This window comes from Methylobacterium sp. FW102-HT35C08 (assembly GCF_058790235.1).
This window is the reverse complement of record NZ_JBYTCL010000002.1, coordinates 2222812-2246754: the sequence shown is the minus strand read 5'-3', so window position 1 is coordinate 2246754 and position 23943 is coordinate 2222812. Positions and strand designations below refer to the sequence as shown.

General features: G+C 70.0%; 18 protein-coding genes and 1 pseudogene. 4 read left to right on the top strand and 15 right to left on the bottom strand.

The window, feature by feature from the left end:
- Window positions 1-92: 92 nt before the first annotated feature.
- Genes AC3WSN_RS10645 through AC3WSN_RS10635 form a run of 3 tightly spaced genes read right to left on the bottom strand, consistent with a single transcriptional unit; the run spans window position 93 to window position 2708 of the window.
- Window positions 93-1004 carry a LysR family transcriptional regulator gene (locus tag AC3WSN_RS10645; protein WP_492537848.1) on the bottom strand — a complete coding sequence of 304 codons (912 nt, stop codon included), beginning with the start codon at window positions 1002-1004 and terminating at the stop codon, window positions 93-95.
- On the bottom strand, window positions 1001-2245 hold the full coding sequence (locus AC3WSN_RS10640; RefSeq protein ID WP_492537846.1) for an amidohydrolase family protein: 1245 nt from the start codon (window positions 2243-2245) through the stop codon (window positions 1001-1003). The genes AC3WSN_RS10645 and AC3WSN_RS10640 overlap by 4 nt, the downstream gene beginning before the upstream one ends.
- A gap of 13 nt (window positions 2246-2258) precedes the next feature.
- Entirely contained in the window at window positions 2259-2708 is a 450-nt protein-coding gene (locus AC3WSN_RS10635; protein WP_492543065.1) for an Lrp/AsnC family transcriptional regulator, read from the bottom strand.
- A 148-nt stretch (window positions 2709-2856) separates the two neighbouring features.
- Between AC3WSN_RS10635 and alr the strand changes: the two genes are divergently transcribed.
- Together alr and AC3WSN_RS10625 are read left to right on the top strand one after the other, a co-directional pair.
- Window positions 2857-3990 carry an alanine racemase gene (gene alr / locus AC3WSN_RS10630; protein WP_492537844.1) on the top strand — a complete coding sequence of 378 codons (1134 nt, stop codon included), beginning with the start codon at window positions 2857-2859 and terminating at the stop codon, window positions 3988-3990.
- An 8-nt stretch (window positions 3991-3998) separates the two neighbouring features.
- Window positions 3999-5257: pseudogene (locus AC3WSN_RS10625) on the top strand (D-amino acid dehydrogenase).
- Window positions 5258-5645: 388 nt separating this feature from the next.
- On the opposite strand, the gene AC3WSN_RS10620 reads toward AC3WSN_RS10625, so the two are convergent.
- From AC3WSN_RS10620 to AC3WSN_RS10580, 9 genes are all read right to left on the bottom strand, one after another.
- The gene (locus tag AC3WSN_RS10620; protein ID WP_492537842.1) at window positions 5646-6764 is read right to left on the bottom strand and encodes a M20/M25/M40 family metallo-hydrolase; all 1119 of its coding nucleotides are present in this window, start codon (window positions 6762-6764) and stop codon (window positions 5646-5648) included.
- A gap of 94 nt (window positions 6765-6858) precedes the next feature.
- Window positions 6859-8037 carry a serine hydrolase domain-containing protein gene (locus AC3WSN_RS10615; protein ID WP_492537840.1) on the bottom strand — a complete coding sequence of 393 codons (1179 nt, stop codon included), beginning with the start codon at window positions 8035-8037 and terminating at the stop codon, window positions 6859-6861.
- Window positions 8038-8069: 32 nt separating this feature from the next.
- The gene (locus AC3WSN_RS10610; RefSeq protein ID WP_492537838.1) at window positions 8070-9569 is read right to left on the bottom strand and encodes a M81 family metallopeptidase; all 1500 of its coding nucleotides are present in this window, start codon (window positions 9567-9569) and stop codon (window positions 8070-8072) included.
- A 67-nt stretch (window positions 9570-9636) separates the two neighbouring features.
- Window positions 9637-11208, bottom strand: a complete 1572-nt coding sequence (locus AC3WSN_RS10605) for an ABC transporter substrate-binding protein (RefSeq protein ID WP_492537836.1) — start codon at window positions 11206-11208, stop codon at window positions 9637-9639.
- A 296-nt stretch (window positions 11209-11504) separates the two neighbouring features.
- The gene (locus AC3WSN_RS10600) at window positions 11505-12557 is read right to left on the bottom strand and encodes an alpha/beta hydrolase (protein WP_492537834.1); all 1053 of its coding nucleotides are present in this window, start codon (window positions 12555-12557) and stop codon (window positions 11505-11507) included.
- Window positions 12558-12576: 19 nt separating this feature from the next.
- A complete protein-coding gene (locus AC3WSN_RS10595) occupies window positions 12577-13692 on the bottom strand; it encodes an alpha/beta fold hydrolase (RefSeq protein ID WP_492537832.1) in 1116 nt (371 codons plus the stop codon).
- 106 nt (window positions 13693-13798) lie between these two features.
- On the bottom strand, window positions 13799-15205 hold the full coding sequence (locus tag AC3WSN_RS10590) for an MFS transporter (protein WP_492537830.1): 1407 nt from the start codon (window positions 15203-15205) through the stop codon (window positions 13799-13801).
- An 82-nt stretch (window positions 15206-15287) separates the two neighbouring features.
- Window positions 15288-16811, bottom strand: coding sequence for an aldehyde dehydrogenase (locus tag AC3WSN_RS10585; RefSeq protein WP_492537828.1), 1524 nt, complete (start codon window positions 16809-16811; stop codon window positions 15288-15290).
- A 60-nt stretch (window positions 16812-16871) separates the two neighbouring features.
- Window positions 16872-17504, bottom strand: a complete 633-nt coding sequence (locus tag AC3WSN_RS10580; protein ID WP_492543063.1) for a GntR family transcriptional regulator — start codon at window positions 17502-17504, stop codon at window positions 16872-16874.
- 124 nt (window positions 17505-17628) lie between these two features.
- On the opposite strand from AC3WSN_RS10580, the gene AC3WSN_RS10575 reads away from it, so the two are divergent.
- Window positions 17629-18405: an alpha/beta fold hydrolase gene (locus AC3WSN_RS10575; RefSeq protein WP_492537826.1), complete on the top strand. Its 777-nt coding sequence runs from the start codon at window positions 17629-17631 to the stop codon at window positions 18403-18405.
- Between the two features lie 262 nt (window positions 18406-18667).
- On the opposite strand, the gene AC3WSN_RS10570 is transcribed toward AC3WSN_RS10575, so the two are convergent.
- The gene (locus tag AC3WSN_RS10570; RefSeq protein WP_492537824.1) at window positions 18668-20890 is read right to left on the bottom strand and encodes a xanthine dehydrogenase family protein molybdopterin-binding subunit; all 2223 of its coding nucleotides are present in this window, start codon (window positions 20888-20890) and stop codon (window positions 18668-18670) included.
- 14 nt (window positions 20891-20904) lie between these two features.
- Entirely contained in the window at window positions 20905-21375 is a 471-nt protein-coding gene (locus tag AC3WSN_RS10565) for a (2Fe-2S)-binding protein (RefSeq protein ID WP_492537822.1), read from the bottom strand.
- A gap of 135 nt (window positions 21376-21510) precedes the next feature.
- Between AC3WSN_RS10565 and AC3WSN_RS10560 the strand changes: the two genes are divergently transcribed.
- Window positions 21511-22107, top strand: a complete 597-nt coding sequence (locus AC3WSN_RS10560; protein ID WP_492537821.1) for a hypothetical protein — start codon at window positions 21511-21513, stop codon at window positions 22105-22107.
- Window positions 22108-22645: 538 nt separating this feature from the next.
- Here AC3WSN_RS10560 and AC3WSN_RS10555 read toward each other — a convergent pair.
- Entirely contained in the window at window positions 22646-23533 is an 888-nt protein-coding gene (locus AC3WSN_RS10555; RefSeq protein ID WP_492537819.1) for an exopolyphosphatase, read from the bottom strand.
- Window positions 23534-23943 lie beyond the last annotated feature (410 nt).

Genomic DNA, 23943 nt, shown 5'->3' with positions numbered 1-23943 from the left:
TCCTCACGAAGCGGCACGATAATTCCGACAATCGAGTGTTGCGACAACAGCCGATTTCTGCACGTTCCGTGCGGAAATTCCGCACGCTCGCGTCAGGCCGACGGCGGGCGGAACGCCACCATGTGGTCGGCCAGCCAGCCGAGCAGCCGCGCCGCGCCCTCTGGCAGACGCCGCCCCGCGCGGATGACGAGGTGGGCACTCGCCTCCGACAGGATCGCGTCGCGCAGCGGCACCGCTGCAAGGTGACCGTCGCGCAGCTCGGCCGCGACCACGAAGCGGGGCAGGAACGCGACGCCCATGGCGGCCATCACGAACCGGCGGTGCATCTCGAAGGACGCGGTCTCCAGTCGCGGCATCAGCCGGAAGCCGCCATCGGCCTCGACGCGGCCGATCAGCTGGCGCACGCCGTGGTCGGGCGGCAGGAGGGCGGCGGGCTCGGTGGCGAAGCTGCGCAGCGGGACCGGGGCCGCCCCGTCGGCGAGGGGATGCCCTTTCGGCAGGACGGCGAGCAGGGGCTGCCGGGCGGAGACGATTCCGCGGACATCCGGGTGTGCGGGCGGATTGTAGACGAGGCCGATATCCGCATCCCCCCGGGCGATCGCCGCGAGGATCCCGTCGGTGGTGCCGATCTCAACCTGATAGGCGATGCCGGGATGGTCCCGGGCGAAGCCGGCCAGCGCGTTGTCGAGGAGGTCGATCAGGAAGCCGGCGCCGCAGCGCAGGCTGATCGTGCCCCGCTGCACCCCGCGCAGGCGCTTCAGCTGGTCCTCCAGCAGCGCCGCCTCGTCGGCCTGCCGCTGCGCGTGCGCGGCGACGAGACGCCCGGCCTCGGTGGGGACCACGCCCCGGGGCAGGCGCTCGAGCAGGGTCTCGCCGACCTGCGCCTCCAGCTCGATGATCTGCCGGCTTACCGCCGAGGCGGCGACGTTCAGCAACTCGGCCGCCGCCCGGACCGAGCCCGCGCGCACGACGGCCAGCAGGTAGCGCAGCGCGCGGTCGTTCACGGCGGCGGGTCCCCGGCGGCGCGGCGGTCGACCGCGACGGCGCCCCGCGCCACGACGAGCGCCGGCTCCTGGCGCTCCACGATCACCTGCGGCACTCCGCCGGCGGCGAAGGCGACCAGGTCGGCCCGCGCGCCGGGCGCCACCGTCCCCGGACCGAGGCCGAGCACCCGTGCCGGGACGGCGGTGATCGGCGCCAGCAGCGCTGCGAGGTCCGCGTCGGTGCGCAGGTCGAACCGACAGGCGGCGAGTTGGGCCCGGGCGACCATGCTGGTGACGGTGGCGGGATTCCAGCAGTCGCGGACATTGTCGGTGCCGAAGCAGACCGGGACGCCGAGCTCCTGCAATCGCGGGATCGGCGGGCATCGGGACCCGCCCGGGATGCTGCTGAGGATCGCGACGCCGGCCCGGTTCAGGGCCTCCGCGATCCGGCCGAGCTCCAAGTCGCCGGCCTCTGCCAGGGCGAAGGCGTGGCTGATCGTGACTTGGCCGCCGAGCCCCGCCGCCTCCGTGCGGGCCGCGATCGCCGCGATCGCCGCGATCGTGCCGAGTCCGGCCGCGCCGCCGTCGTGAAGGTGGATGTCGATGCCCCTTCCGTGCCGCTCGGCCAGGGCGAAGACGATGTCCAGGTGAGCGTCGCGGTCGCCGTCGATGCCGACGGGGTCGAGACCGCCGACGAGGTCCGCGCCCATCCGCAGGGCCTCGCCCAGGTCGGCCGCGACCGGCGGGCAGCCCAGGATCCCGCTCTGCGGGAAGGCGACGATCTGGATCTGCAGCCGGTCGGACCAGCGCGCCCGCAGGTCGAGGATCTGGGCGAGATGGTCGATTCGCGTGACGTCGTCGATGTCGACATGGGTCCGCAGGCTCGTCGTGCCGCCGCGGAGCATGCGTTCGAGCAGCGCCTCGGCGCCCTGCTCGGCGAGCGGGATCCGCGTGGCGCGGCGGAATGCCTTCTCGTCGTCGATGATCGCGCGGACGGACCCGCTCGCCCCGTGCGGGCGCCACGGGAGGCCGAGCAGGCACTTGTCGAGGTGCACGTGCCCGTCTGACAGGCCGGGCAGCACCAGGGCACCGCCGAGATCGATGGTGCGGGTGGCGGGCGGCAGCGGCGCGCCGGGATCCCGCAGGGCGGCGACGCGGTCGCCCAGGATGTCGATGGTCGCCCGGCGGCCCTCGGCGAGCGTGGCGTCGTGGAGGCGCAGGTCGCAGGGGGCGCCCGCGCGCGGTTCGGTACTCGGCGTCATGGCGGGGCTCCTGTCAGAGCGGTCGGCCCGCGGCCACGACGGTCCGGATGGCGAAGCTCGATTGCAGCCGGGCGACCCCCGGCAGCCGCGACAGCACGTCCTTGTGCAGCCGCTCGTAATCGGCCGCGTCGATCACCTTGAGCTTCACGAGGTAATCGGCCGTCCCGGTCATCAGATAGCAATCCTGCACCTCGGGACAGCGCCGGACGGCCGCCTCGAACCGGTTGAGATAATCCTCGGTCTGGCGATCCAGGGTGAACTGGGTGAGGACCACGAGCCCTGGCCCGTCGACCGCGCCGCCGATCAGCGCCGTGTAGCCCCGGATGACCCCGGTTTCCTCCAGCAGCCGCACGCGGCGATGGCAGGCGGACGCCGACAGGCCGACCATCGCGGCGAGATCCGCGTTGCTGATCCGGCCGTTGCCGCGCAGGGCCTGGATGATGCGGCGGTCGATCGCGTCCAGAACACGACTCGCAGGAATTTCGAATAGGGCGCAGAAACTTGCACGGCCGAGCTTGGAACTCAAATCTCTTCGCCAAAATCGACGCGTGTTCGACGATCCTTCGTGTAGCCTCCCGGCATCGCATCCGAGCGCCGTCCCGAGGGTCGCCATGAGCATGATCGATCGCGATCTCCGGCCCGATGCGGGCCCGGCCAGGACGGCCTCCACACTCCTCACGATCGATCTCGCGGCCATCGCGGAGAATTACCGCCTGCTCGCCGCCCGGGCGGGGAGCGCGACCTGCGCGGCCGTCGTGAAGGCGGACGCCTACGGTCTCGGCGCCGACCGGGTCGCGCCGGTCCTGGCCGCCGCGGGCTGCCGGCACTTCTTCGTCGCCCAGGTCGGCGAGGGCGTCGCCCTCCGGTCCATCCTCGGGCCGGGCGCGGCGATCGCCGTGCTCAACGGCGCCGCCCCGGGCAGCGAGGCGACCTGCGCGGACCATGACCTCGTACCCGTCCTTAACGACCTTTCCCAGCGCGACGGCTGGCAGGTCCTGGCCCGGCGGCGCGCGCGGCGCCTGGCGGCGATCCTCCAGATCGACAGCGGCATGGCCCGCTTCGGCTTCGCGCCGGACGAGGCCTGCGCGCTCCTCGACCAGCCTGACGCCTTCGCGAGCCTCGATCTGCAGCTTGTGATGAGCCACCTCGCCTGCGCGGGCGAGCCGGACAGCCCGGTCAACGCGGCGCAGCTGTCCGCCTTCCAGGCCGTCCGCCAGCGCCTGCCGGCGGTGCCGGCGAGCCTCGCGGCCTCGTCGGGGATCTTCCTCGATCCGGACTTCCACTTCGACCTGGTGCGCCCCGGCGCCGCCCTCTACGGGATCGCCCCGCAAGAGGGCGCAGAGAACCCGATGCGGCCGGTGATCGGCCTGCGGGCCCGGGTGATGCAGACGCGCAGTGTCCCGGCGGGGACGCCGGTCGGCTATGGGCACACGGCCGCGATCGCCCGGGACAGCCGCCTCGCCACGGTCGCGATCGGCTACGCGGATGGGTTCTTCCGCAGCACGGCGGGCGGGGCGGCGTGGTTCGGCGGCGCCCGGCTGCCCGTGGTCGGGCGCGTCTCGATGGACAGCCTCGTCCTCGACGTCACCGACGTGGCGCCCGGCACCCTCGGGCCCGGCGCGGTCGTCGACATCATCGGCCCGGAGCGCGACGTCGACGCCGTCGCCGCGGCGGCCGGCACGATCGGCTACGAGGTTCTGACCAACCTCGGCCACCGCTTCCACCGCATCTATCTCGGAGCCTGAGGCCCGCCATGCACGTGATCATCCTCGGCGGCGGCGTTGTCGGCGTCACCTCGGCCTACTACCTCGCCCGGGCCGGCCATCAGGTCACCGTGCTGGAACGCCAGCCGGGCTCCGGCCTGGAGACCAGCTTCGCCAATGCCGGCCAGGTCTCGCCCGGCTATTCGGCCCCCTGGGCGGCGCCCGGGATCCCCGTGAAGGCGCTCAAGTGGCTGATGATGCGGCATCGGCCCCTGGTGCTGTGGCCGCGTCTGGAGCCCCGCCTCTACGTGTGGCTGACGCGCATGCTCGCGAACTGCACCGAGGAGGCCTACCAGCGCAACAAAGGCCGCATGGTCCGGCTCGCCGAGTACAGCCGCGACGCGCTGCGCGACCTGCGCACCGAGACCGGCTCGCCTACGACCACCGGGAGAAGGGCACGCTGCAGCTCTTCCGGACGCGCAAGCAGCTCGACCATGTCGGCGACGACACCCGCGTCCTCGACGCCTATGGCGTACCCTACACAGTGCTGGATCCGGCCGGCTGCATCGCTGCCGAGCCGGCGCTCGCCGCCGTGCGCGACGTGTTCGTCGGCGGCCTGCGGCTGCCGGGCGACGAGACGGGCGACGCGCACCTGTTCACGCAGCGCCTCGCCGCGCTCTGCGAGGGCCTCGGCGTGACCTTCCGCTACCGCACGGCGATCGCGCGCCTGCATCACACCGGGGACCGGGTGACGGCGGTCGAGACCGCCGACGGCGACCTTCTGCGGGCGGATGCCTACGTGGCGGCGCTGGGCAGCTACACGCCGGCCCTGCTACGCCCCCTCGGGATCGCGCTGCCGGTCTACCCGGTGAAGGGCTATTCCCTGACCTTGCCGATCACCGATGCGGCGGCCGCGCCGGTCTCGACGGTGATGGACGAGACCTACAAGGTCGCGATCACCCGGCTCGGCGACCGCATCCGCGTCGGCGGGACCGCCGAGCTCGCCGGATTCAGCAGCGCCCTGCGTCTACCGCGCCGCGAGACCCTCGCGCGCTCGGTGCAGGACCTGTTCCCGGCCGGCGGCGATCTCGACCGGGCCTCGTTCTGGACCGGCCTGCGGCCGATGACGCCCGACGGCACGCCGATCGTCGGGGGCACCCGGGTCGGGAACCTGTTCACCAATACCGGCCACGGGACGCTCGGCTGGACCATGGCCTGCGGCTCGGGCCGCCTGCTCGCCGATCTCGTGTCCGGCCGGACCCTCGAGATCGAGAGCGACGATCTGGCCTTCGACCGCTACGCCGCGTGAGACGACTTGCGCGCTCGGTCAGACACTCAACGGGGCTATCTATCGAGAGAGTCAGCAAACGCCCGCCGTCGCGTCGCGCTTGGACTGCCCGACGTTCAGGACAAGTCGGGAATGGCTCGTCTGCTGCATTTGCGCCGCTGTCCTGGGGGGACTGCCGGAGGCAGTAAATCTGAGATTTTGAAAGGTCCTTGAGAGCTGAGACAGCGACATGTGGTGCGGTTTTGCGGCGCACTACCGCATTGGATCACACGGCCGCTTCACCATGCTGACGGTTCGGAGCGGACCGACTGCCTTCGGCCAGATCCGGCCGGCGGCAGCACCTCGACGCCCCCATCATGGAGGCGAGGATCGGCCACTCGTTTCCCGAGCAGGCCACCAGAATTGATAGCTATCGGGCGACCATGGGCAACTCGGTGGCTAGTTGTTGAAAGATCGTGATCGATCGTTCGAGCTGCTCCAGGTCGATGAACTCCTCCGGCTTGTGTGCCTGCTCCATGGAGCCCGGACCGAGGATCAAAGTCGGCGCCACCGTGGCGAACTGCGAGCCATCACTGCCGAACGCGCCGACATCGGGCGACGCCGCGGTGACGGCCGCGGCCAACTGCACCAGGGGATGCTCGACCGCCAGTTCGGGCGGTGTCCCCTCCTGACGAACGACGAGGTCCAGGCCCTGACGGCGCGCGGCCGTCTCGACGCGCTCGATAACCCAAACCGGATCGATCGCCTTCGAGTACCGGAACTTCATCCGGCAGGTCGCCAGCGGCGCCGTGATGTTGGTCGCTGTGCCGTGGTTGTCGACGATGATGTTGAGGTCGCACCAGGGCGGTGCGTAGCTCGGATCCTGGAGCCGGGGATCGGCACGCAGGGTGAGATAGATGTCTCGCATCTCGGACAGGAACGGGATCAGCGCGATGTTGGCGTTCAGCCCATCCGCGGTCGAGGAATGGGCCTGGATGCCGCGGGCCGTCACGGTGAACTGGACGTCGGAGCGATGCCCGCGCAGGGGACGCAGCTCCGTCGGTTCGGCGACGAGTATGCCGGCGGGTGGGTGAGCCTTGAGCATCTGGCTCTCGGCGACGATGCGCCGGGCACCCGCCTTGGTCGTCTCCTCGTCGCACGTCAGCAGCAGCATCGCGGCGCGGTCGGCGGGCAGGCTGCGAGCCGCGACGATGACCGCGGCCATCGGCCCTTTCATGTCGCAACTCCCCAGGCCGTAGAGCCGATTGTCCAGGACTGCAGGTTGGAACGGATCGCGCGTCCAGCCGACCGGCGGCACCGTGTCCATGTGCGCCGAGAAGGCGAGGCAGCCCCCGGCCTCGCCGCGCAGGGCGACGAGCGCGGTTTTCTCGACGCCCTCCGGGTCGGTGAAGTCCAGCCGCTCGACCGCGAATTCCGGCAACTCGCCGACGATCAAATCGGCGAGTACGCGATTGCTGCGGCTGCTGCGGGTGTCGAGCGCGATCAACCGCGAGGCCAGGCCGATGACTTCTGAGCGTGGGAACGACATTGCGCGATCCTGGACGGCGTGGGCGCCGAGATGAAAACGACTTCGCAATTTAACCGAAGATCAGAGCTGAGACGTCGTAACGGCCTCCTTCACCTCAGGAAGCCTCCAGCGCGGCGTAGACCATGGCGCGGGTCAGCGTTCGGTAATGCTGGCGCTGCGCGGCCGATGACGTCTGCATCATCAGGAGGGCGAAGAAGCCCGCCGTCGGATCGACCCAGAAGTAGGTGCCCCCGACGCCGCTCCAGAACCAGTCGCCGACGCTGCCCGGAACCGGCGCCTCGCCGGCCGCGAGCCGGACCGCCACCCCCAGCCCGAAGCCGTAGCCTGGCCCAGGCGGATAGTAGGCGCCCTTCGCGATCGCCGTCCCGAGATGATCCGAGGTCATGAGCCGTACGCTGGACGGGGCCAGGATCCGCACGCCGTCGAGGGCGCCGCCGGTCAGCAACATGCGCAGGAAGCGGGCGTAATCCGCGGTGCTCGACACGAGGCCGCCATTGCCTCGCTGACTGCGCCGGGGCTCGGTCGGATCGTGGAAGGCTGGCCGCTGCCCGGGCGCTTGCGGCAGCGGCTGGGCGACGCGACCGGCCCGCGCCGCCGGGATCCGGAACCGGCTGTCGGCGAGGCCGAGGGGCCCGAGGAGGGTCGCGTCGAGGACGCCCTGCAGATCTGCGCCGCCGGCCACCTCCAAGACGCGGCCTAGCACGTCGGTGGCGTGCGAGTAGTGCCAAACCGTGCCGGGCTCGTGCTCTAGCGGCAGGCGGGCGATCCGCGCGGCGAAGGCCTCATTGTCGAGATCCTCGGTCAGCAGACCGTCAGCCGCGTAGGCCCGCCGCGCCGGCCCGTTGCCGAGATAGCCGTAGGCGATCCCGGCGGTGTGGCGCAGCAGATCCTGAACGGTCGGCGCGCTTGTGGCCGGTCTGACCCCGCCCTCCGGGTCCAGCACCGTGAGATGTCCGAAGGCGCGGATGAAATCCGCGACTGGCTGATCGAGGCGCAGGGCGCCGCGCTCGGCGAGGACAAGGGCGGTGACCGAGACCACGACCTTGGTCATCGAATAGATGCGCCAGAGCGCGTCGGGCTCGAGGGCGACGCCCGCGGCACGGTCGCGGAAGCCGACAGTGCGCCGCCAGATGTCGTCATCCGCCCCGCCGACGAGGAGATCGGCGCCCGAAATCGCGCCCGCCGCGACATCGGCGGCCAGGCGGTCGCCGAGGCGATCGAGGCGGGGCAGCGAGAAGACCGGCGCGTTCGGCATGGCCACGATGTAGCGCATGGCCGCCGCGGCGGCATCGCTGGGGCCATGCGCTACCCAATCTCGTAGACGGGCTCGCCGTAGGGATAGAAATCGCCGGGCTTCAAGTGCTGGTAGGGGAGGGCGTCGAGGTGCACGGTCCCGACGAACGGCTCCGGTGGCTCGACCAGCAGGATCGTCCTCGCATAGCCGCTGTCGTCAAAACCCCGGCGGAAATGGACCCGGGACTTGATCGCCACCACGTCGAAATCCTCCGGCGCGAGGCCGAGGTCCCAGAGTTCCGAGGGCTCCATGATCTGGACGAGGTAGGGGCTGAGGACCAGCACGTTGCCCCGGCCGAAAGCGACGCTGAGCCAAGTGCCGGCACCCCGGCCGGTCGTGCCCGCGACGATGGCCTGCACCGTCCCAGTGACGCGGACCGGGACGCCCGCTGAAGGCTCCGACTCACCGCTCACGGGGCCGCCGACTTCCGCGTCGAATGGATCGCCGGTCTTCACGCCCCCGGCCAGCAACCGGTCCAGGAGCGTGGGCGAGGCGACCGTAGCGATCAGCGTGCGCTCCAGCCCCTGCGCCAGCACCTCGGCGAGGAGCCAGGTCGCCCGGCCTGAGCGGTCGCTGTAATCGGCGAGCACAACCGGCGCCTCGCCCGCGCGCACGGCTTCGACCGCCCGGGCGATCCCGTCCCGCATCGGGTGGATCGCGACGCTCGACACAAGGGCCACGCGGTGCCGCCACGTCCAGGCCGCCATGTCGCGGGCGATCCGGTCGGCGAGGGCGGGATCGCCGTTCGTCATGACCTGGACCGCCATGCCGGCGTCCGGCACGTCCGACCAGGGGAAGCCGAAGAACACGTTGACGAACACGTCGGGCTCCCGCGCTTCCCAGACCAGGGCGCGCTGCACGAGGTCCGACCAGGGCGGGGCACCGGTCCACATCACCACGGTCGGGGCGAGGATCGGGATGGAAATGGTCCGGTGCGCCGGCCGGAAGCTGCCGCGGATGGTCCGCACCAGCATCCGCGCCGCGCGCTGCCCCTGAAGATGCATGTCGTAGTGCGGGAAATACTTCACCGCGAACGCCATGTCGGCGTGAAGCAGGAACTCCGCATCCTCGTTGCCGTGCGGGTCAAAGGTCGCCGCGATGGGCACGCCCGGCCCTACGATGGCCCGCACCCGCCGCGCGATCTCGGCCTCGGGGCGCGGCACACCGCGCACCGCCATCGCGCCGTGCAGGGCGAGGTAGACCCCGTCGAACGGCGCCCCCGCCTCCAGCTCCGCCAGCATCACGCCAAGGAAATGCGCGAACGCGTCCTGCGTCACCCAGCCCGAGCCGATGCCGGTGCACGGCCAGAGCGGCGAAGTCAGGCCGACGACGTCGACCCCTTCGTATTCCCGGGCGACCTGCACGAAGCCGCCCATGTAGCCCTTGGGATCGGTGGCGAGCAGCGCCTCGCCGCTTGCCGGGGAGCCCGGATAGACGAAGTCGTCGCGGGTCGTGTCGTTCGGCAGGAACGTCACGGTCTCGTGGGTGAACTGGAGCACGGCAATGCGCATCGGCTTCGGTCTCTCCAGGGCGCGCGCCGCCGACGCGAAGGCCGATGCGGGGCAGCGGCGAAGGCCGTCAGGCGGGCCGGACGTCGTAGAATTGCGGGAAGCCGGAGCGCAGGCCCGTCAGCCCGCGATAGGCGGTCGCCTCATAGTAGGCGCCGAGCGGCAGGTACGGCACGTCGATGAAGAACTGCCGCTGGATCTCGGTGCAGATTGCCTTCTGGGCCGCGGGATCGGGCGCGGCAAACCATTGCGCGCGCAGCTCCTCCAGCCGCGGGGCCCGGGGCCAGCCGAACCACGCCTGATCGCCGTTGCCGCGGATGCCGAGCTGGCCAGCGGGATCGAAGTTGTTGGTGCCGTTCAGGTAGGTAACGAAGGTGCTCCAGCCACCTTTATCCGGGGGCTGGCGACTGGCCCGGCGCTGCACCAGGGTGCCCCAGTCCATCGCGACGACGTCGACATTCAGCCCGCTCTTCTGGAACGCCTCGGCGGCGACCAGCGCCAGCGGGTGGGTGGCGGGATAGTCGGTCGGGTCGAGCATGACCACGCGCTCGCCCTGGTAGCCGGCCTCCGTGAGGGCGCGCTTCACCGCGCCGAAGTCGCGGGGCCCGACCAGAACCTCGGTGCCCGCCCGCGTCGCCATCGGCGCGTCGGGGCAGAAGACGCCGACATGGTCCTTCCACAACGCGCGCTCGTCCCCCGCGACCGCGCTCATGAACTCGGTCTGGTCGATGGCGCCGAGCAGCGCCCGGCGGATGGCGGGATTGTCGAAGGGCGGGTGCAGGTGGTTGAAGCGCAGGCAGCCGATGCCGCCGACCGGATCGAGCACCTCGAGCCGGATCTGCGGCTTTGCCCGGAGCAGCCCCTGTAGGTCCGGCGTGGGGTTCTGCCACCAATCGACCTCGCCGGCCGTCAAGGCACTTGCAGCCGTGGAGGCGTCGGGCACGATCCGCCACTCGACCCGGTCGTAATGCGCGCGCTTCGGCCCGGCGGTGAAGCTCGCCACGCCGTCCGGGCGGGGCACGTAGCCGTCGAAGCGCTCGTAGACGGTGAGCGCCCCCGGCACCCGCTCGTCCGCCTTGAAGCGGAACGGCCCGGAGCCGACCATCTCGGTGACCTGCGTGTTGGAGTCGGTCTTCGCCAGGCGCTCCGGCATGATGCAGGGCATCGAGGTGCCGGTCTTGCCGAGCGCCGCGGGCAGCAGCGGGAAGGGCCGCCTCAGGCGGAACACCACGTCGCGATCGGAGGCGGCGCTGAGCTCGTCGGTGGCCTCCATCAGCGCCCGGGCGAAGGCGTCGCGGGCGGCGAACCGGCGGATGCTCGCCACCGCGTCGCGGGCCAGCACCGGCTCGCCGTCATGGAATCGCAGGCCCTCGCGCAGGGTGAGCCGCCAGTGGCGGCCATCCGCCTCGATCGCATGCCCCTCCACCATTTGCGGCTGGAAATCGTAGCGCGCGGTCTGGCCGTAGAGTGTGTCGAAGACGAGGTAGCCATGGTTGCGCGTGACAGTCGCGGTCGTCCAGATCGGGTCGATGACCGCGACGTCGCTTTCCGGAATGAAGCGCAGGACTTTAGCGGGCTGCGCCACCGCGGGCCGCACGACGGAGGCGGCAGCCAACGCGGCGAGAACCTCGCGGCGCCTCATGCGCGATCGCTCGTGCGTGGCACCATCAAGATCATGCGCCCTTTACGCTGGTGGCTTCGCAGAGTGCCCTTGGATCAGCGGCGAGGCAAGTTGGAGCGCCGGACGAAGCGGTACCATAACTAGCGGGGCGACGGGGCCTATGACCAGTGTCTTCACTGCCCGAGGCGCGGGCCGGCCGATCCGTGTCGCGCGCTGCCGTCATAAAGCCGACATTCGGCTTCGCGCCCAACCCGGCCATTGAGCCGCTTGTTGAACCGTCTCGTAACCAGACGCAGCCAGCTGCACCTGGCTTGGCCCTAATGAGCGAGATGCGTGTCGAAGAAATGCGCGATCTCCTCGAACACCGCCCTGGTTTCCGGCGCGGTGTCGTCCCTTATGTATTGAGCGTGAGATTGGCCTTCCCCGACTTGGAGGAAGGCTTCCACGCCGGCCTCGCGCAGCTTGCGATGAACACGCACCGTGTTCGAGAGCAGCAGGTCTCGCGTGCCGGTGGTGAGGATGGTGGGCGGGAAACCCGTGAAGTCACCGTAGACGGGCGAGAGCATCGGATCCTTGAGGTCGTGACCGTCCGCGTAGACCTTGGCACCGTCGTCGCAGAAGCCGTCCGGCGAGACCAGCACGTTGTCGAGCATGGCGTTGGTCACAAAGCTGTCGCCGACCTTGGTGGTATCCGACATCGGCGTGCCAGGCGCGATGGCGGCTGGCAAGGGCAGACCCTCCTGTTTCGCCCGCAGCACCATGGCCAGGGTCAGCGCGCCGCCGGCAGAAGTGCCGAAGATCGCGGTCTTGCGCGGATCTGTTGTTCGCATCACGGCCTTCCAGATTGTCATGGCGTCGTCGTGGGCGGCCGGATAGACGGCCTCCGGCGGCATGCGGTAGTCGACCGAGATCACCTTGAAGTGGCCGAATCCGGCCATGAACAGCGCCTCTGGCAGCCCGGCCTCGCCCGGATTTAGCACGTAGCAGCCGCCGTGAACGTGGACGAGGACCCGGTCGCGGTTCTCCGGCGGGACGACGTCCGGGGTCACGATGAAGGCCCGCACGCCGTCGATGGTCGTGCGCTCGACCTTCACGTGCAGGCGCTCGATCATGCCGGGCACGAGTTTCCTGAGCGCCTCCGCGCCGGCCTCGGCGACGGGCTTCCAGGCCGCGCCGTCCTTCGGGTGGATGTCCCAGTTCGTCCGCAGCGGCAGGCCGATGATCTTGCCCATCTGCGGGCTGACGTCGGTGGGCACCGGCACCGACTTGGCCGGCACGTGCAGCGGGGCGCCCTGCTGCTGCGCTGCGGCGGGGCCGGCGGCGAGCGCCGCCAGAGCCGCGCCGATCGCGATCGCCGTCTGTCCGATCATTGCCTGACCCCTCACTGTCTCAACGGCCGCGCGGCGCAGCCGCGTCCAGGAAATCCCGGACGGCCCGATTCATGAAATCCACGTCCGCGGCCTTGGTCGCCGTGGCCGTCGTATGGCCCTGCACGGACGGCACGGCGACGACGCTCGCCTGCGGGATGTAGGCACCGGCCTCGCGCGCCTCCTCGACCGGATTGTAGAGGTCGAGGTTGCCGCCGGTGAGGATCAGCGTTCGGGCTTTGATCGCGGCGAGCGCCTTCCGGACATCGCCGCCGAAACCGGGGGTCTGGCCGATGTCGTGGCGGTCGTAGGCCCAGGTCTGGGCGATCCAGTCGTTGGCGTCGAAGCCGGCCTTGAGCACCGCCTCCTCTTGCGCGCGCATCCAGGGCAGGATGTCGAGGGGCTGCGGGGCGATCCCGCGCAGGGCCTCCGGCGTCCGGGCAGCCAGCGCCTGCAGGATGTCGGCGCGCAGCCGCCAGCCCTGCTCGGGCTGCCTTTCGTAGGCACCGTCCTTGAACGCAGGATCGAGCATCAGCGCTTTGCGGGTGGCCTCGTTGACGGCGATCGACCACGGCGCGGTGCGCGCCATCGGGGTCAGCGCCACCAGGGCGTCCATAAAGCCGGGATGGCTCACGCCCCATTGCAGCGCCTGCATGCCGCCCATGGAGGCGCCCGCTACGGCCACGAGGTGGGTGATCCCGAGCCGGTCCAGGAGGCGCTTCTGGCTCTCGACCATGTCGCGGATGGTGAAGTGCGGGAAAGCAGTGCCGTGTTGGCCGACGCTGTTGCTCGGGCTCGTGGTCAGCCCGTTGCCGATCGCATCGGTGGCGACGACGAAGTACCGGTCCGTGTCGAGGGCCTTGCCGGGGCCGATGAGGAAGTCGATCCGATGATGGTTGCCGCCGATCGCGGTGGTCATCAGGATCGCGTTCGACTTGTCGGCGTTCAGCGTCCCGTGGGTGACGTAGGAGATCGCGAAGTCCCGGATCGTCTCGCCCGTCTCCAGCGGCAGGTCGCCGAGCGGCTCCAGGCGGTGCGGCGGCGCGTTCGGATCGTGCGCGCCGGATGGCGACAGGCCGGCGGCCAGCAGGGCGGCGGCCAGGGCCCATCTCAGGGGCCTGCGGTGTGGTGTGCGCATCCGCGTCTCGCCTTCGAAGGTGTTGATGCTTCCCGCAGGCCGAAATCCGCCGCCATTCCGGAGCGCCGGGTGCGGCTCCGGGATGGCACGGGGATGTGATGTGCGCTCAGGCGATCGGGCGTGGCACCGCGCTGCGTGCCCCGGAGGCCGCGCCGGCCTCGGTCGGCGTGGGGCCGGGCTCGAGGCTCTCCAGGCTTTGACGGCGCGGCTCGACGCCGAAGACGGCGACCGCCACGATCTGCAGGGCCAGAAGCCCGATCATCAGGCCCGTCACGCCCGCGATGCCATAGGCCTCGAAGAGGCTCACGACCAGGAACGGCGTCACGATCGTCGCCCCGCGCCCGACCGTGTTGCACAGGCCGGAGGCCCGCAGCCGCACCTCGGTGGGGAACAGCTCGGGAATGTAGATCCCGAACAAGAGCGCCACCAGCACGTAGATCGGCACGGTCAACCCGAAGCCGACGAGCGGCAGCAGGACCGGATCCTGGGTCATCGGGTAGAGAATCCCGAACAAGATGGCGGCCGCCGAGGCGCCGATGATCGTCGGCTTGCGGCCCCAGCGGTCGGCGGTCAGCGCGCCGATGGCGCTCCCCACCGGCGCCCCGAGGCCCATCAACAGCGCGTAGCCGAAGGAGGTCGCCACCGAGAGGCCCTGCCGGATGAAGAAGGTCGGCAGCCACGTTACGAAGCCGTAGAGCAGCGTGTTGATCACCACGAGGCACAGGCAGCCCAGCAGCAGCCGCGACAGCAGCGGCGGCCGGAACAGGGCGGCGAGCCCGAGCTGCGGCACGGGCGCCATCGCGGCGGCGGCCGGCAGGGGCGCGCCTCGGCTCGCCTCGGCCTCGATCGTACGCATCAGCGCCTCGGCCTCGGCGTGCCGCCCCACCGCCTCAAGCCAGCGCGGCGATTCCGGCAGGCTCTTGCGGGCGTACCAGACGGCCAAAGCCCCGACGCCGCCCAGCGCGAACATCGCCCGCCAGCCGAAAGCCGGGATCACGAGGTATCCGACCAGGGACGCCGCCGGCAGGCCGGTGACCACGAACACCGCCATCAGTCCGAGGAAGCGCCCGCGCGCCCGCGCCGGCACGAACTCGGTCATGGTCGAGTAACCGACCACGTTCTCGGCCCCCAGGCCGACGCCCATGATGAAGCGCAGGATGATCAGGACCGTCATGTTCGGCGCGAAGGCCGCGCCGATGGCGGCGAGTCCGAAAACCAGCAGGTTGGCCTGATAGGTGAAGCGCCGTCCGTAGCGGTCCCCGAAGAAGCCCGTGAGGAACGAGCCCGCCATCATCCCCACGAAGGTCGCCGAGACGAACCACGCGTTCTGCGGCAGGGTCGAGAAGCCGCTCTTCAGGGTCGAGCCCAGCACGGTCGCGGCGATGTAGATGTCGAAGCCGTCGAAGAACATGCCGACCCCGATCAGCCACATGATGCGGCGATGGAATGGGCCGATCGGCAGGCGGTCGAGGCGGCCTCCGGCGTTGACCGCCGGGTTCACGGACGCGGGCATGGGCGTTTCCTTCCGGGGGAGGGGAGCCGGCGCGGAAGGGGTCCGTCTGGCGCGGACCTCGCATCCTCCCGCGCCGTCATCGTCAGTTCAGGCGGCGCTGGCCAGCCGTGTCGCGGTACCAGTCGAAGGGCCCGTCGCCGGTGGCGACCATCACGCTCTTCACGTCGAAATGGTCGTTGAAGCTCTCGATGCCGCATTCGCGGCCGAGCCCGCTGTCCCCCACCCCGCCCCAGGGCGAGGCCGGGTCGAGGCGGTGGTGGTCGTTGATCCAGACGATGCCGGCCTTGACCGCGTGCGCTACTCGGTGGGCGCGGGCGACATCCCGGGTGCGCACGGCCGCGGCGAGGCCGAAGGGCGAGTCGTTGGCAAGCCGGAGCGCGTCGGCCTCGTCCTCGAAACGCGTGACGCTGGTGAACGGCCCGAACACCTCCTCCTGGAAGATGCGCATGTCGGCACGCACGTCGGCGAAGACCGTCGGCTCGACGAAGTAGCCGCCCTCGAAGCCCGGCACCTGCGCGGCGCGCCCGCCCGCCACCGCGCGGGCGCCCTCGTCGCGGCCGTAGCCGGCATAGGCCAGGACCCGCTCGCGCTGGCGCTCGGAGATCACCGGCCCGAGCTGGGTCGCCGGGTCGAAGGGGTCGCCCAGGCGGATCGAGGCGGTCTTGGCGGCGAGCCGCTCCACGAACTCGTCGTAGATTGAGGCCTGGACGAGGTGGCGGCTGCCGCACACGCAGGTCTGGCCGGCGCCGATGAAGGCGCCGAAGGCCGCGTAGTTCACCGCCCGCTCGACGTCGAAATCCTCGAACACCATTACGGGCGTCTTGCCGCCCAGCTCCATGGTCTGGTGGGCGAAGACCTTCGCGGCCGCCGAGCCGGCGATCCGGCCGGCCTCGGTGCCGCCGGTGAGCACAAGCTTGTTGATGTCGCGGTGCTCGGCGAGGGCCTTGCCGGTGGAGGCGCCGAGCCCCAGCACGATGTTGAACACGCCCGGCGGCAGGCCGGCCTCGGTGAAGATCTGCGCGAGCTTCAGGGTCGTGAGCGGGGTGTACTCGGAGGGCTTGACCACCGTGGTGCAGCCGGTGGCCAGCACCACCGCCAGCGACTTGCACAGGATCATCAGCGGGTGGTTGAACGGCGTGCAATTGGCCACCACCCCGATCGGGGTGCGGCGGGTGTAGTTGAGGTAGTTGCCCTCCACCGGGATCACGTCGTCGCGGCGCGCCAGCGCCACGCCCGCGAAGTAGCGGAAGAAGTCCGGTAGCCGGGAGAGCTGGGCGCGGGTCTCGTTGACCGGCCGGCCGTTGTTGGTGGTCTCCAGCCGGTAGAGCGTGTCCAGGTTGGCCTCGAACGCATCGGCCAGGCGATTGACCAGCCGGGCGCGTGCCCGGAGATCCATCCCGCCCCATTCCTTGCCCTCGAATGCGGCCCGGGCCGCACGCATCGCCCTGTCGACATCGGCGGGACCTGAATTGGGAATCCGGGCGATCACCGTGCCGGTCGCGGGATTGCGCACGTCGATCAGCGTGCCGTCGCCGGCCTCGACCTCGCGGCCGTCGATGAAGTTGCCCCGTGTCTCGACCGAGGGTGCCGGCGCGTGCAGGGTCATGGCGTCTCTCCCGTATCGTTTCGAACCGCGTCCTGGGCTTCGCGCCTGAGGCGGCGCTGCTCAGAGGACGATCGCGCTGCGCTCCAGTGCGGTCAGGATGCGTCGCTCGGCCTGGCCGACATGCTCGCGCACGAGGCGCCGCGCGCCGCGGCCGTCGCGGCGCTGGAGCGCGTCGATGATACCGGCGTGCTCGGCCACCAGCTGCGCCGGATCGCGCCCGCGAATACCGTCGAGGCTCACGCGCACCAGCCGGTCCGCCTGCTCGACGAGGTCGCGCACCGTCGCGGCCATGCGGCGGTTCCCCGACGCCTCGGCCAGCGCGATGTGGAAGGCGCGGTTCTCCGCGATGAAATCGGCGCCCTCGGCCACGGCGCGGAACGCGTCGAGCGCGCTGAGGACGGCATCGGGCGCGTTGGCCGCGGCCTCCGCCGCGCAGGCCGGCTCGAGCGCGAAACGCATGCGCAGCAGATCCCGCGCGTCGGCGACCGAAATGGCGTTGATCTGATATCCCTGCCGCGCGTGAACCGTCACGAGGCGCTCGCGCTCCAGGCGCAGAAGCGCCTCGCGGACGGGCTGGCGGCTGACGGCGTAGCGCTTGGCTAGTTCCTGCTCGCGGACCTCAGTGCCGGGCCGGAGGGTGCAGGCCAGGATGTCGGCGCGGATCGCCGCGTAGATGTTGTCACGGAGCAGCACGGCGGCCTCATTCAATCGACACATGCTGCCATTCGTGAAATATCACGTCAACTGGATTGCGGCTGCGCGCGTCGGATGCGACAGCGGGCTGAAGGCGTCGGCAAGGGCGGTGGGGAGGTCTTGAATGCAGGCGTTGATCGCGGAGGAAACCGTTGCGGTTCGGGAGTTCGGAGCTGGGCCGCCCCTGGTCCTGCTGCACTCGCTGCTTGCCGATGCCACCAGCTTCGACCCAGTGGTCCCGGCGCTCAGCCGTGACTTCCGGGTCCTCGTCGTGGACTTGCCGGGCTTCGGCGGCTCCGCGCCTGTCCCGGGCGGTTTCGAGGCGGTTGCCGACCGGGTCGGCGGGGCGGTGCGCGCGGCGACAGGCGGGCGGCCGGCGGCCGGGCTTGGCAACGGCTACGGCGGCTTCGTGCTGCTGCTCTGCGCCCTGCGCCACCCGGAATTGTTCGACCGCCTCGTCTTCGCGGATTGCGGCGCCTGCTTCTCCGAGCCGGGCCGCGAGGCCTTTCGCGGCATGGCGCGCGTGGCGGGCGAGAAGGGGCTGCCGGCCCTGGCCGAGACGGCGATGCGCCGGCTGTTCTCACCCGCGTTCCAGGCCGCCCATCCGGCCTTGATGGCCGAGCGGCGGGCCGCCTTCCTGCAAACCGACATCGGCGTATTTCAGAATGCCTGCGCGGCCCTCGCGGGCCTTGATCTGCGCCCCCGGCTGGCGGAGCTGCGCGCGTCGGCCCTGGTGCTCGTCGGCGAGCACGATGAAGCGACGCCGCCGGCTATGGCGCGTGAGCTCGCGGCCGGGCTGGCGGATGCCCGGTTCGTGATGCTGCCGGACTGCGCGCACGTCCCGCAGCTTCAAGCCCCGGAGATGTTCGCCCGAGAGACCTTGGATTTCCTCCAGCGGTGACCTGACCAGCGCGCAGTGGACTGAGCCGGCCGAGGGGCAATCCGACGGACGTGAGCGCCGAGCAGCGAATGCTCGAGCGCTGCCGCGGTGCGGTCAGCGGATTCCGGAGCGAACCCTGGCACGGGCGCGCCCATGCCGACCGCCTCGATCAAGCCGCATCGATCCCGACGGCCGACGCACGCCCGATGTCCGCGGTGCTCTGCGGACCGACGATCCCGTCCCGCGCCGCGCCACCGGAGCGACGATCCTGCCAGTTCGCGACTCAGGCCCCCTGCAGGGCTGCCTTCACCTTGGCCGCGGTGAACGGCACGGACCGCACGCGCACGCCGGTCGCGTCGAAGATCGCGTTCGAGACCGCCGCCGGCACGATGGCGGCGGAGGGCTCGCCGGCTCCCCACGGCTTCTCGCTCGGCCGATCGATCAGGTCGATCACGACCTCCGGCACGTCCGGGAAGGTGAGGATCGGGTAGCTCGACCAGTCGAGGCTCGTCACGGCGCCGCGATCGAAGGTGACCTCCTCCAGCAGCACCCGGCTGACGGTCTGGATGACGTTGCCGTCGAGCTGGTTGCGCACGCCGTCCGGGTTGATGATCTGGCCGCAATCCTGGACCACGAAGAAGCGCGGCACCCGCACCTGCCCGGTGTTGCGATTGACTTCGACCTCGGCCACACCGGCCACGTAGGTGCGGTTGAGCTCGTACTTCACGTAGGAGATCCCGCGGCCGCGCAGGACGTCGCCCGCGACGTCCTTCACCGGCGAGGGGCGCGCCTGCCACTTGGCGAGATCGCCAACCCGCTTCAGCACCTCGATACCGCGCGGATCCTTTAGCGCGCGCAGGCGGTACTCCAGAGGGTCGGCGCCGGCTGCCGCCGCGCACTCATCGAGGAAGGCCTCGTTGGCGTAGGTGTTCTGCATCCGCCCGGGGGTGCGGATCCAGGAGGGCCGGAACGGCGTCGAGGCCAGACGATGACAGACCGTGTGCACGTTCGGGAAGGCGTAGGGCAGGGCCGAGTTACCGATGATATTGCCGGGCGCCATCGTGGTTTCGTGCGGCAGGTCGGCCAGTGAGGCTGCCACCAGCGGCACGTTGCCGGCCGCCCCTTCCGGAATATGGAACTGGGAGGACCAAGCGGTGACGTTGCCCTGCGGATCAAGGCCGGCCTTCAGGTCGATCAGGGTCGGCGGTCCTTTCGGATCCCAGCCATGCTCGTCCGCGCGCGACCACTGGACCCGCACCGGCCGTCCGGTTGCGCGGGCGAGGAGGGCCGCATCGCCGGCCGCGTCCTCGTGACCGTTGCGGCCATAGCAGCCTGAACCCTCCACGTAGATGCACCGGACCACCTCCGGCGCGAGGCCGGTCATGGCCGCGAGCTGCTTGCGCAGGGCGTGCGTCATCTGCGAGGCCGTCCAGCAGGTCAGGAACCCGTCCTTCAGCTCCGCGATGGCGCAGGACGGACCGATCGACCCGTGGGTGTGGATGGCGAAATCATAGGTGGCTTCGAGCCTCCGGGCCGCCTGGCCGAGTGCCGCCTCGGCATCGCCCGTGCTGCTCGTGACGTCATCCTTCGTCACCTTCGTGGCGCGCACGTGCTGCCAGAGCTTGTCCTGCTCGGGCAGGCCCTCCCATTTCGACCACGTCGCCTTCAGCTGCTTGGCGGCCTTCACGGCCGCCCACTCCTTCTCGGTGACGACGGCCAGGAAGTTACCCTGGCGCACGACCTTGATCAGTCCCGGGATGTCCGCGACCGAGGCCTCGTCCACGCCCTGCAGATCCGCCCCGATGGTCGGGGGACGGACCACCCGGGCATGCACCATGCCGGGCACGCGGTAATCCTGCATGTAGGTGAAGCGGCCGGTCATCTTCTCGGGGATGTCGACTCGCGCCACCGACTTGCCGACGAGGGCGAACTGCGCCGGGTCTTTCGTCTTGACCGCCGGATCGACCTTGAGGTCGAGGCGCCCATCCTTCACGAGGTCGGCGTAGGAGAGGCCCTGTCCACCAGCTTTCGGGCGGACGGTGCCGTTCTCGCTCACCAGCGCGTCGGCCGGTACGCCGAGGCGCTCGCTGGCCATCTGCACGAGGCGCGCGCGGGCCGTCGCCGCCGCCTGCCGGATCTCGACGCCGCCCTTCTGGATCGAGAGGCTCCCGTAGGTCGGCCCCTGATCCGGCGTCAGCGCCGTATCGCCCTGGACGATGGTCACGCGGTCGAGCGACAGGTCGAGTTCGTCGGCCGCGATCTGCGTCAGGGCGGTCTCAACGCCGGTGCCGAGATCGACCTTGCCGGAGAAGATCGTCGCGCGACCGTCGGCGCCGAGCGCCAGGAAGCTGTCGACCCGGTCCGGGGCGACGGGCTTCGCGAAGCCGTTGGTGGCGACCGGCGCGAAGGTCTGGGCACTGGCGCCGCGGCCGGACAGCGAGAAGCCGACCACGAGGGCGCCGCCCTGGAGGAGCAGGCTCCGGCGGGAGAGGACGGGTGCGTTCATGGCAACAACCTCTGTCAGAGCGTGCCGGCCGCGCGCTGGACGGCGCGCACGATCCGCTGATGGGTGCCGCACCGGCAGAGATTCTGGGCGAGCGCTTGCCGGATCGCGGTTTCGTCGGGCTTCGGCGTTTCGCTGAGCAGGGCGGCCGACTGCATGATCATGCCGTTGATGCAGTAGCCGCATTGCGCCGCCTGCTCGGCGATGAAGGCCGCCTGCACCGGGTGCGGCTTGTCCAGGCTGCCGAGCCCTTCGAGCGTGACGATCTTGGCCCCCGCCTTCAGGCTCGAGACCGGGGTGATGCAGGAGCGCACCGCCTGCCCATCGACATGCACCGTGCAGGCGCCGCACTGGCCCAAACCGCAGCCGAAGCGCGGCCCGTGGAGGCCCAGATCGTCGCGCAGGACGTAGAGGAGCGGCGTATCGGGGTCGTCCAGGCTCACGGGCGCCGCGCGCCCGTTCACGTCAAGCGACATCGGCTGCGCCATCGGGCATCTCCCTGGAACCATTCTGGGGTGCTCGGCCTATACCTGGCGTAGATCCGGAGCAACGCGGCGGCGTGACAGCGAAACCCATTCGCTGCACGGGGCCGTGCTGGCCCCCCGGCGCCGTCAGGGAAGTGCATGCCTTCGCAGAACCGCAGCCGATGCATCCTCGCTGTCGTCCTCGCGCTGTCCGCGGGCTCTGCAGGCGCCGCCGAGCTCTTCGCGCAGGACTGGCCCGAGGCATCCCGCAGGGCCGCTGAGGCCGTGGCTGACAAGTACGGCGCACCGCAGGAGCAGACGGCGACGCTGCTGATCTGGCACCGCAACGGTCCGTGGATCCGGACGGTGGTGCACAAGGTCGGAGCCGAGCACGATTTCCCGGCCAAGCACAGCGACGTGCTGGAGCAGAGCCTGCCCTACAAGGTCCCGCTCAACCTCTTCAGCGCCGTCGCGACCTTCAACGGGAGCGTCATCCCGGACCGAACGCGGGGTACGCTCACCGCCTACGGCGCGAATGAGACCGAGAACGTCCTGAGCCTGAACCTGGCCCGGGCGGTGGTGCGTGGCGCGCTCACGGCGGAGCAGGCACGGGATAAGGAAGTCGCGGCCGCGCAGCAATTGGCAAACGGGCAGGTGCCGGACCTCGCGGCCAAGCTCACCGTCGATCAGCAGCAGGAGGGCGACGTTTCCGACCCGGACACCGCGATGATCCTGCCGCCCAGCCGAACGCGATAATCCGGAATACGCGGCCGTCTACTCTGGCTACGCGTTGATCCACGGGCGCCCGCCGGCCGGGATTGTGGATCCTCACGCGGCGCGCTGTTCGACGCTCGATCACGTTCGCACAATACGCCCGTGAAGGCCGCCGCGTCCTGTTCCAATCAGCGCGCGGCGGCCGCCGCATCCTGCCGTCGAGGCATCGGGGCGCTTGGGATCTCCCGGCGAAACGCCGCGATCCAGTCGAGAAGCGGCCGGCCCGCGCCGGGCCGGCTTGTTCGTGGCCGCCGCTCGGGACTGGGCGTCAAACGCCCAGAACGATCTTTCCGAGATGCTCGTTCTTCCTCAAGCGGGCGAGCGCGGCCGGCGCCTCAGCCAGCGCGTAGCGGCTGACGATCGGCAGACAGAAGCTAGGCTAAGATCGCCGGCCACAGGTCGGCCCAGACGCGCGGTGATCGCGCGCTGAACTTCGATTGATCGAGTCCGGTTGGTCGCGCCGATTTAGCTGATGCGCTTCGTGGGGCGCGGGTCGAACTCGCTGCAGCTCCAGGTCGTTTCAGGCCGCAGCCTTGCGGGAGTCACCCGAGAGCGCAGCGATGAGCTCGGCCTTGACGACTTCGGCGCGCGCGTTGGCGATCTGGCAAGTCCCGGCAGCTCGGTGCCCGCCGCCACCAAAGTCAAGGCATAGCGCACCGACATCGACCTGTGAGCCGCGATCGAGGATCGATTTCCCGATGGCGAAGACGGTGTTCTGCTTCTTCAAGCCCCACATCACGTGGGCCGAGACGTCGCAGTCGGGAAAGAGAGCGTACACGGTGAAGCGGTTGCCCGCGTAGATGACCTCCTCGTCGCGCAGGTCGATCACCGCCAGCTTGCCATGGACAGAGGTGCAGCGGCGGAGCTGGTCTACGAAGGACTCGCGATGCGCGTTGTAGAGGTCGACGCGCTCCCTGACGTCCGGGAGCGCCAGGACCTCCGCGATGCTGTGGTCGCGGCAATGCTCGATGAGCTGCATCATGAGGTCGTAGTTCGAGATCTGGAAATCGCGAAAGCGTCCGAGCCCGGTGCGCGAATCCATGAGGAAGTTCAGCAGCACCCAACCCTGCGGGTCGAGGATCTCCGCGCGGGTGAACTGCGCCGAGTCGGCCTTATCCACGGCGGCCATCAGTTCGGCGCTGATCCGCGGGAAGGCTGCGGCGCCGAAATGCCGATGTACGACGCGAGCCGCGGACGGCGCCGTCGGATCGATCACATGGTTCGAGAAGGTCCGCCCGGCATGACGCGTCATCTCGCTCGCGTGATGGTCAAAAGCGAGGTGACAGCCCTCGACGTATGGCAGATTGGTGATGATGTCGCGACCCCCGATCGGTACGATGCCGTCCTGCATGTCCTTGGGGTGGACGAACTTGATCTCGTCGATCAGGTCGAGTTCGCGCAGCAGCATGCCGCAGACGAGCCCATCGAAATCACTACGCGTCACAAGGCGGAATCGCTGCGGCATGGTAAGTCACTCTTTCGACTGATGCAGGAGCGTCCCACAGCGTACTGAAGGTACCGTTACGCCTTCTCGGCCTGAAATGGTCTTGGTTTAGAAGGGCTTCCTAATTCCGGTCGATTGCCGCCGGACCAGTCAGCGGCTGGACGAGAAGAGGATTCCGTGTGTCTGCTTCGGTGGCTCAGGTGCGGAAAGCCGCCATTCTGCTATCGGCCAGACTACGTTATGCCGGATCGCAAGTGCGCGGAGCAGACGTTCGGCTTAACGCCGTTTATGTTAAAAAACCCCGGGACCCGGTTAATGCAGTACCGCTCAGGGCGTCAGCTAGAGAAAATTCTACTCGTAAAACGCCCTGAATC

Coding starts and splice junctions, on each gene's coding strand:
- AC3WSN_RS10640 (WP_492537846.1), bottom strand. CDS start 2,245: ATGACGCCGAGTACCGAACCGCGCGCGGGCGCCCCCTGCGACCTGCGC.
- alr (WP_492537844.1), top strand. CDS start 2,857: ATGAGCATGATCGATCGCGATCTCCGGCCCGATGCGGGCCCGGCCAGG.
- AC3WSN_RS10620 (WP_492537842.1), bottom strand. CDS start 6,764: ATGTCGTTCCCACGCTCAGAAGTCATCGGCCTGGCCTCGCGGTTGATC.
- AC3WSN_RS10615 (WP_492537840.1), bottom strand. CDS start 8,037: ATGCGCTACATCGTGGCCATGCCGAACGCGCCGGTCTTCTCGCTGCCC.
- AC3WSN_RS10610 (WP_492537838.1), bottom strand. CDS start 9,569: ATGCGCATTGCCGTGCTCCAGTTCACCCACGAGACCGTGACGTTCCTG.
- AC3WSN_RS10605 (WP_492537836.1), bottom strand. CDS start 11,208: ATGAGGCGCCGCGAGGTTCTCGCCGCGTTGGCTGCCGCCTCCGTCGTG.
- AC3WSN_RS10600 (WP_492537834.1), bottom strand. CDS start 12,557: ATGATCGGACAGACGGCGATCGCGATCGGCGCGGCTCTGGCGGCGCTC.
- AC3WSN_RS10595 (WP_492537832.1), bottom strand. CDS start 13,692: ATGCGCACACCACACCGCAGGCCCCTGAGATGGGCCCTGGCCGCCGCC.
- AC3WSN_RS10590 (WP_492537830.1), bottom strand. CDS start 15,205: ATGCCCGCGTCCGTGAACCCGGCGGTCAACGCCGGAGGCCGCCTCGAC.
- AC3WSN_RS10585 (WP_492537828.1), bottom strand. CDS start 16,811: ATGACCCTGCACGCGCCGGCACCCTCGGTCGAGACACGGGGCAACTTC.
- AC3WSN_RS10575 (WP_492537826.1), top strand. CDS start 17,629: ATGCAGGCGTTGATCGCGGAGGAAACCGTTGCGGTTCGGGAGTTCGGA.
- AC3WSN_RS10570 (WP_492537824.1), bottom strand. CDS start 20,890: ATGAACGCACCCGTCCTCTCCCGCCGGAGCCTGCTCCTCCAGGGCGGC.
- AC3WSN_RS10565 (WP_492537822.1), bottom strand. CDS start 21,375: ATGGCGCAGCCGATGTCGCTTGACGTGAACGGGCGCGCGGCGCCCGTG.
- AC3WSN_RS10560 (WP_492537821.1), top strand. CDS start 21,511: ATGCCTTCGCAGAACCGCAGCCGATGCATCCTCGCTGTCGTCCTCGCG.
- AC3WSN_RS10555 (WP_492537819.1), bottom strand. CDS start 23,533: ATGCTGCTGCGCGAACTCGACCTGATCGACGAGATCAAGTTCGTCCAC.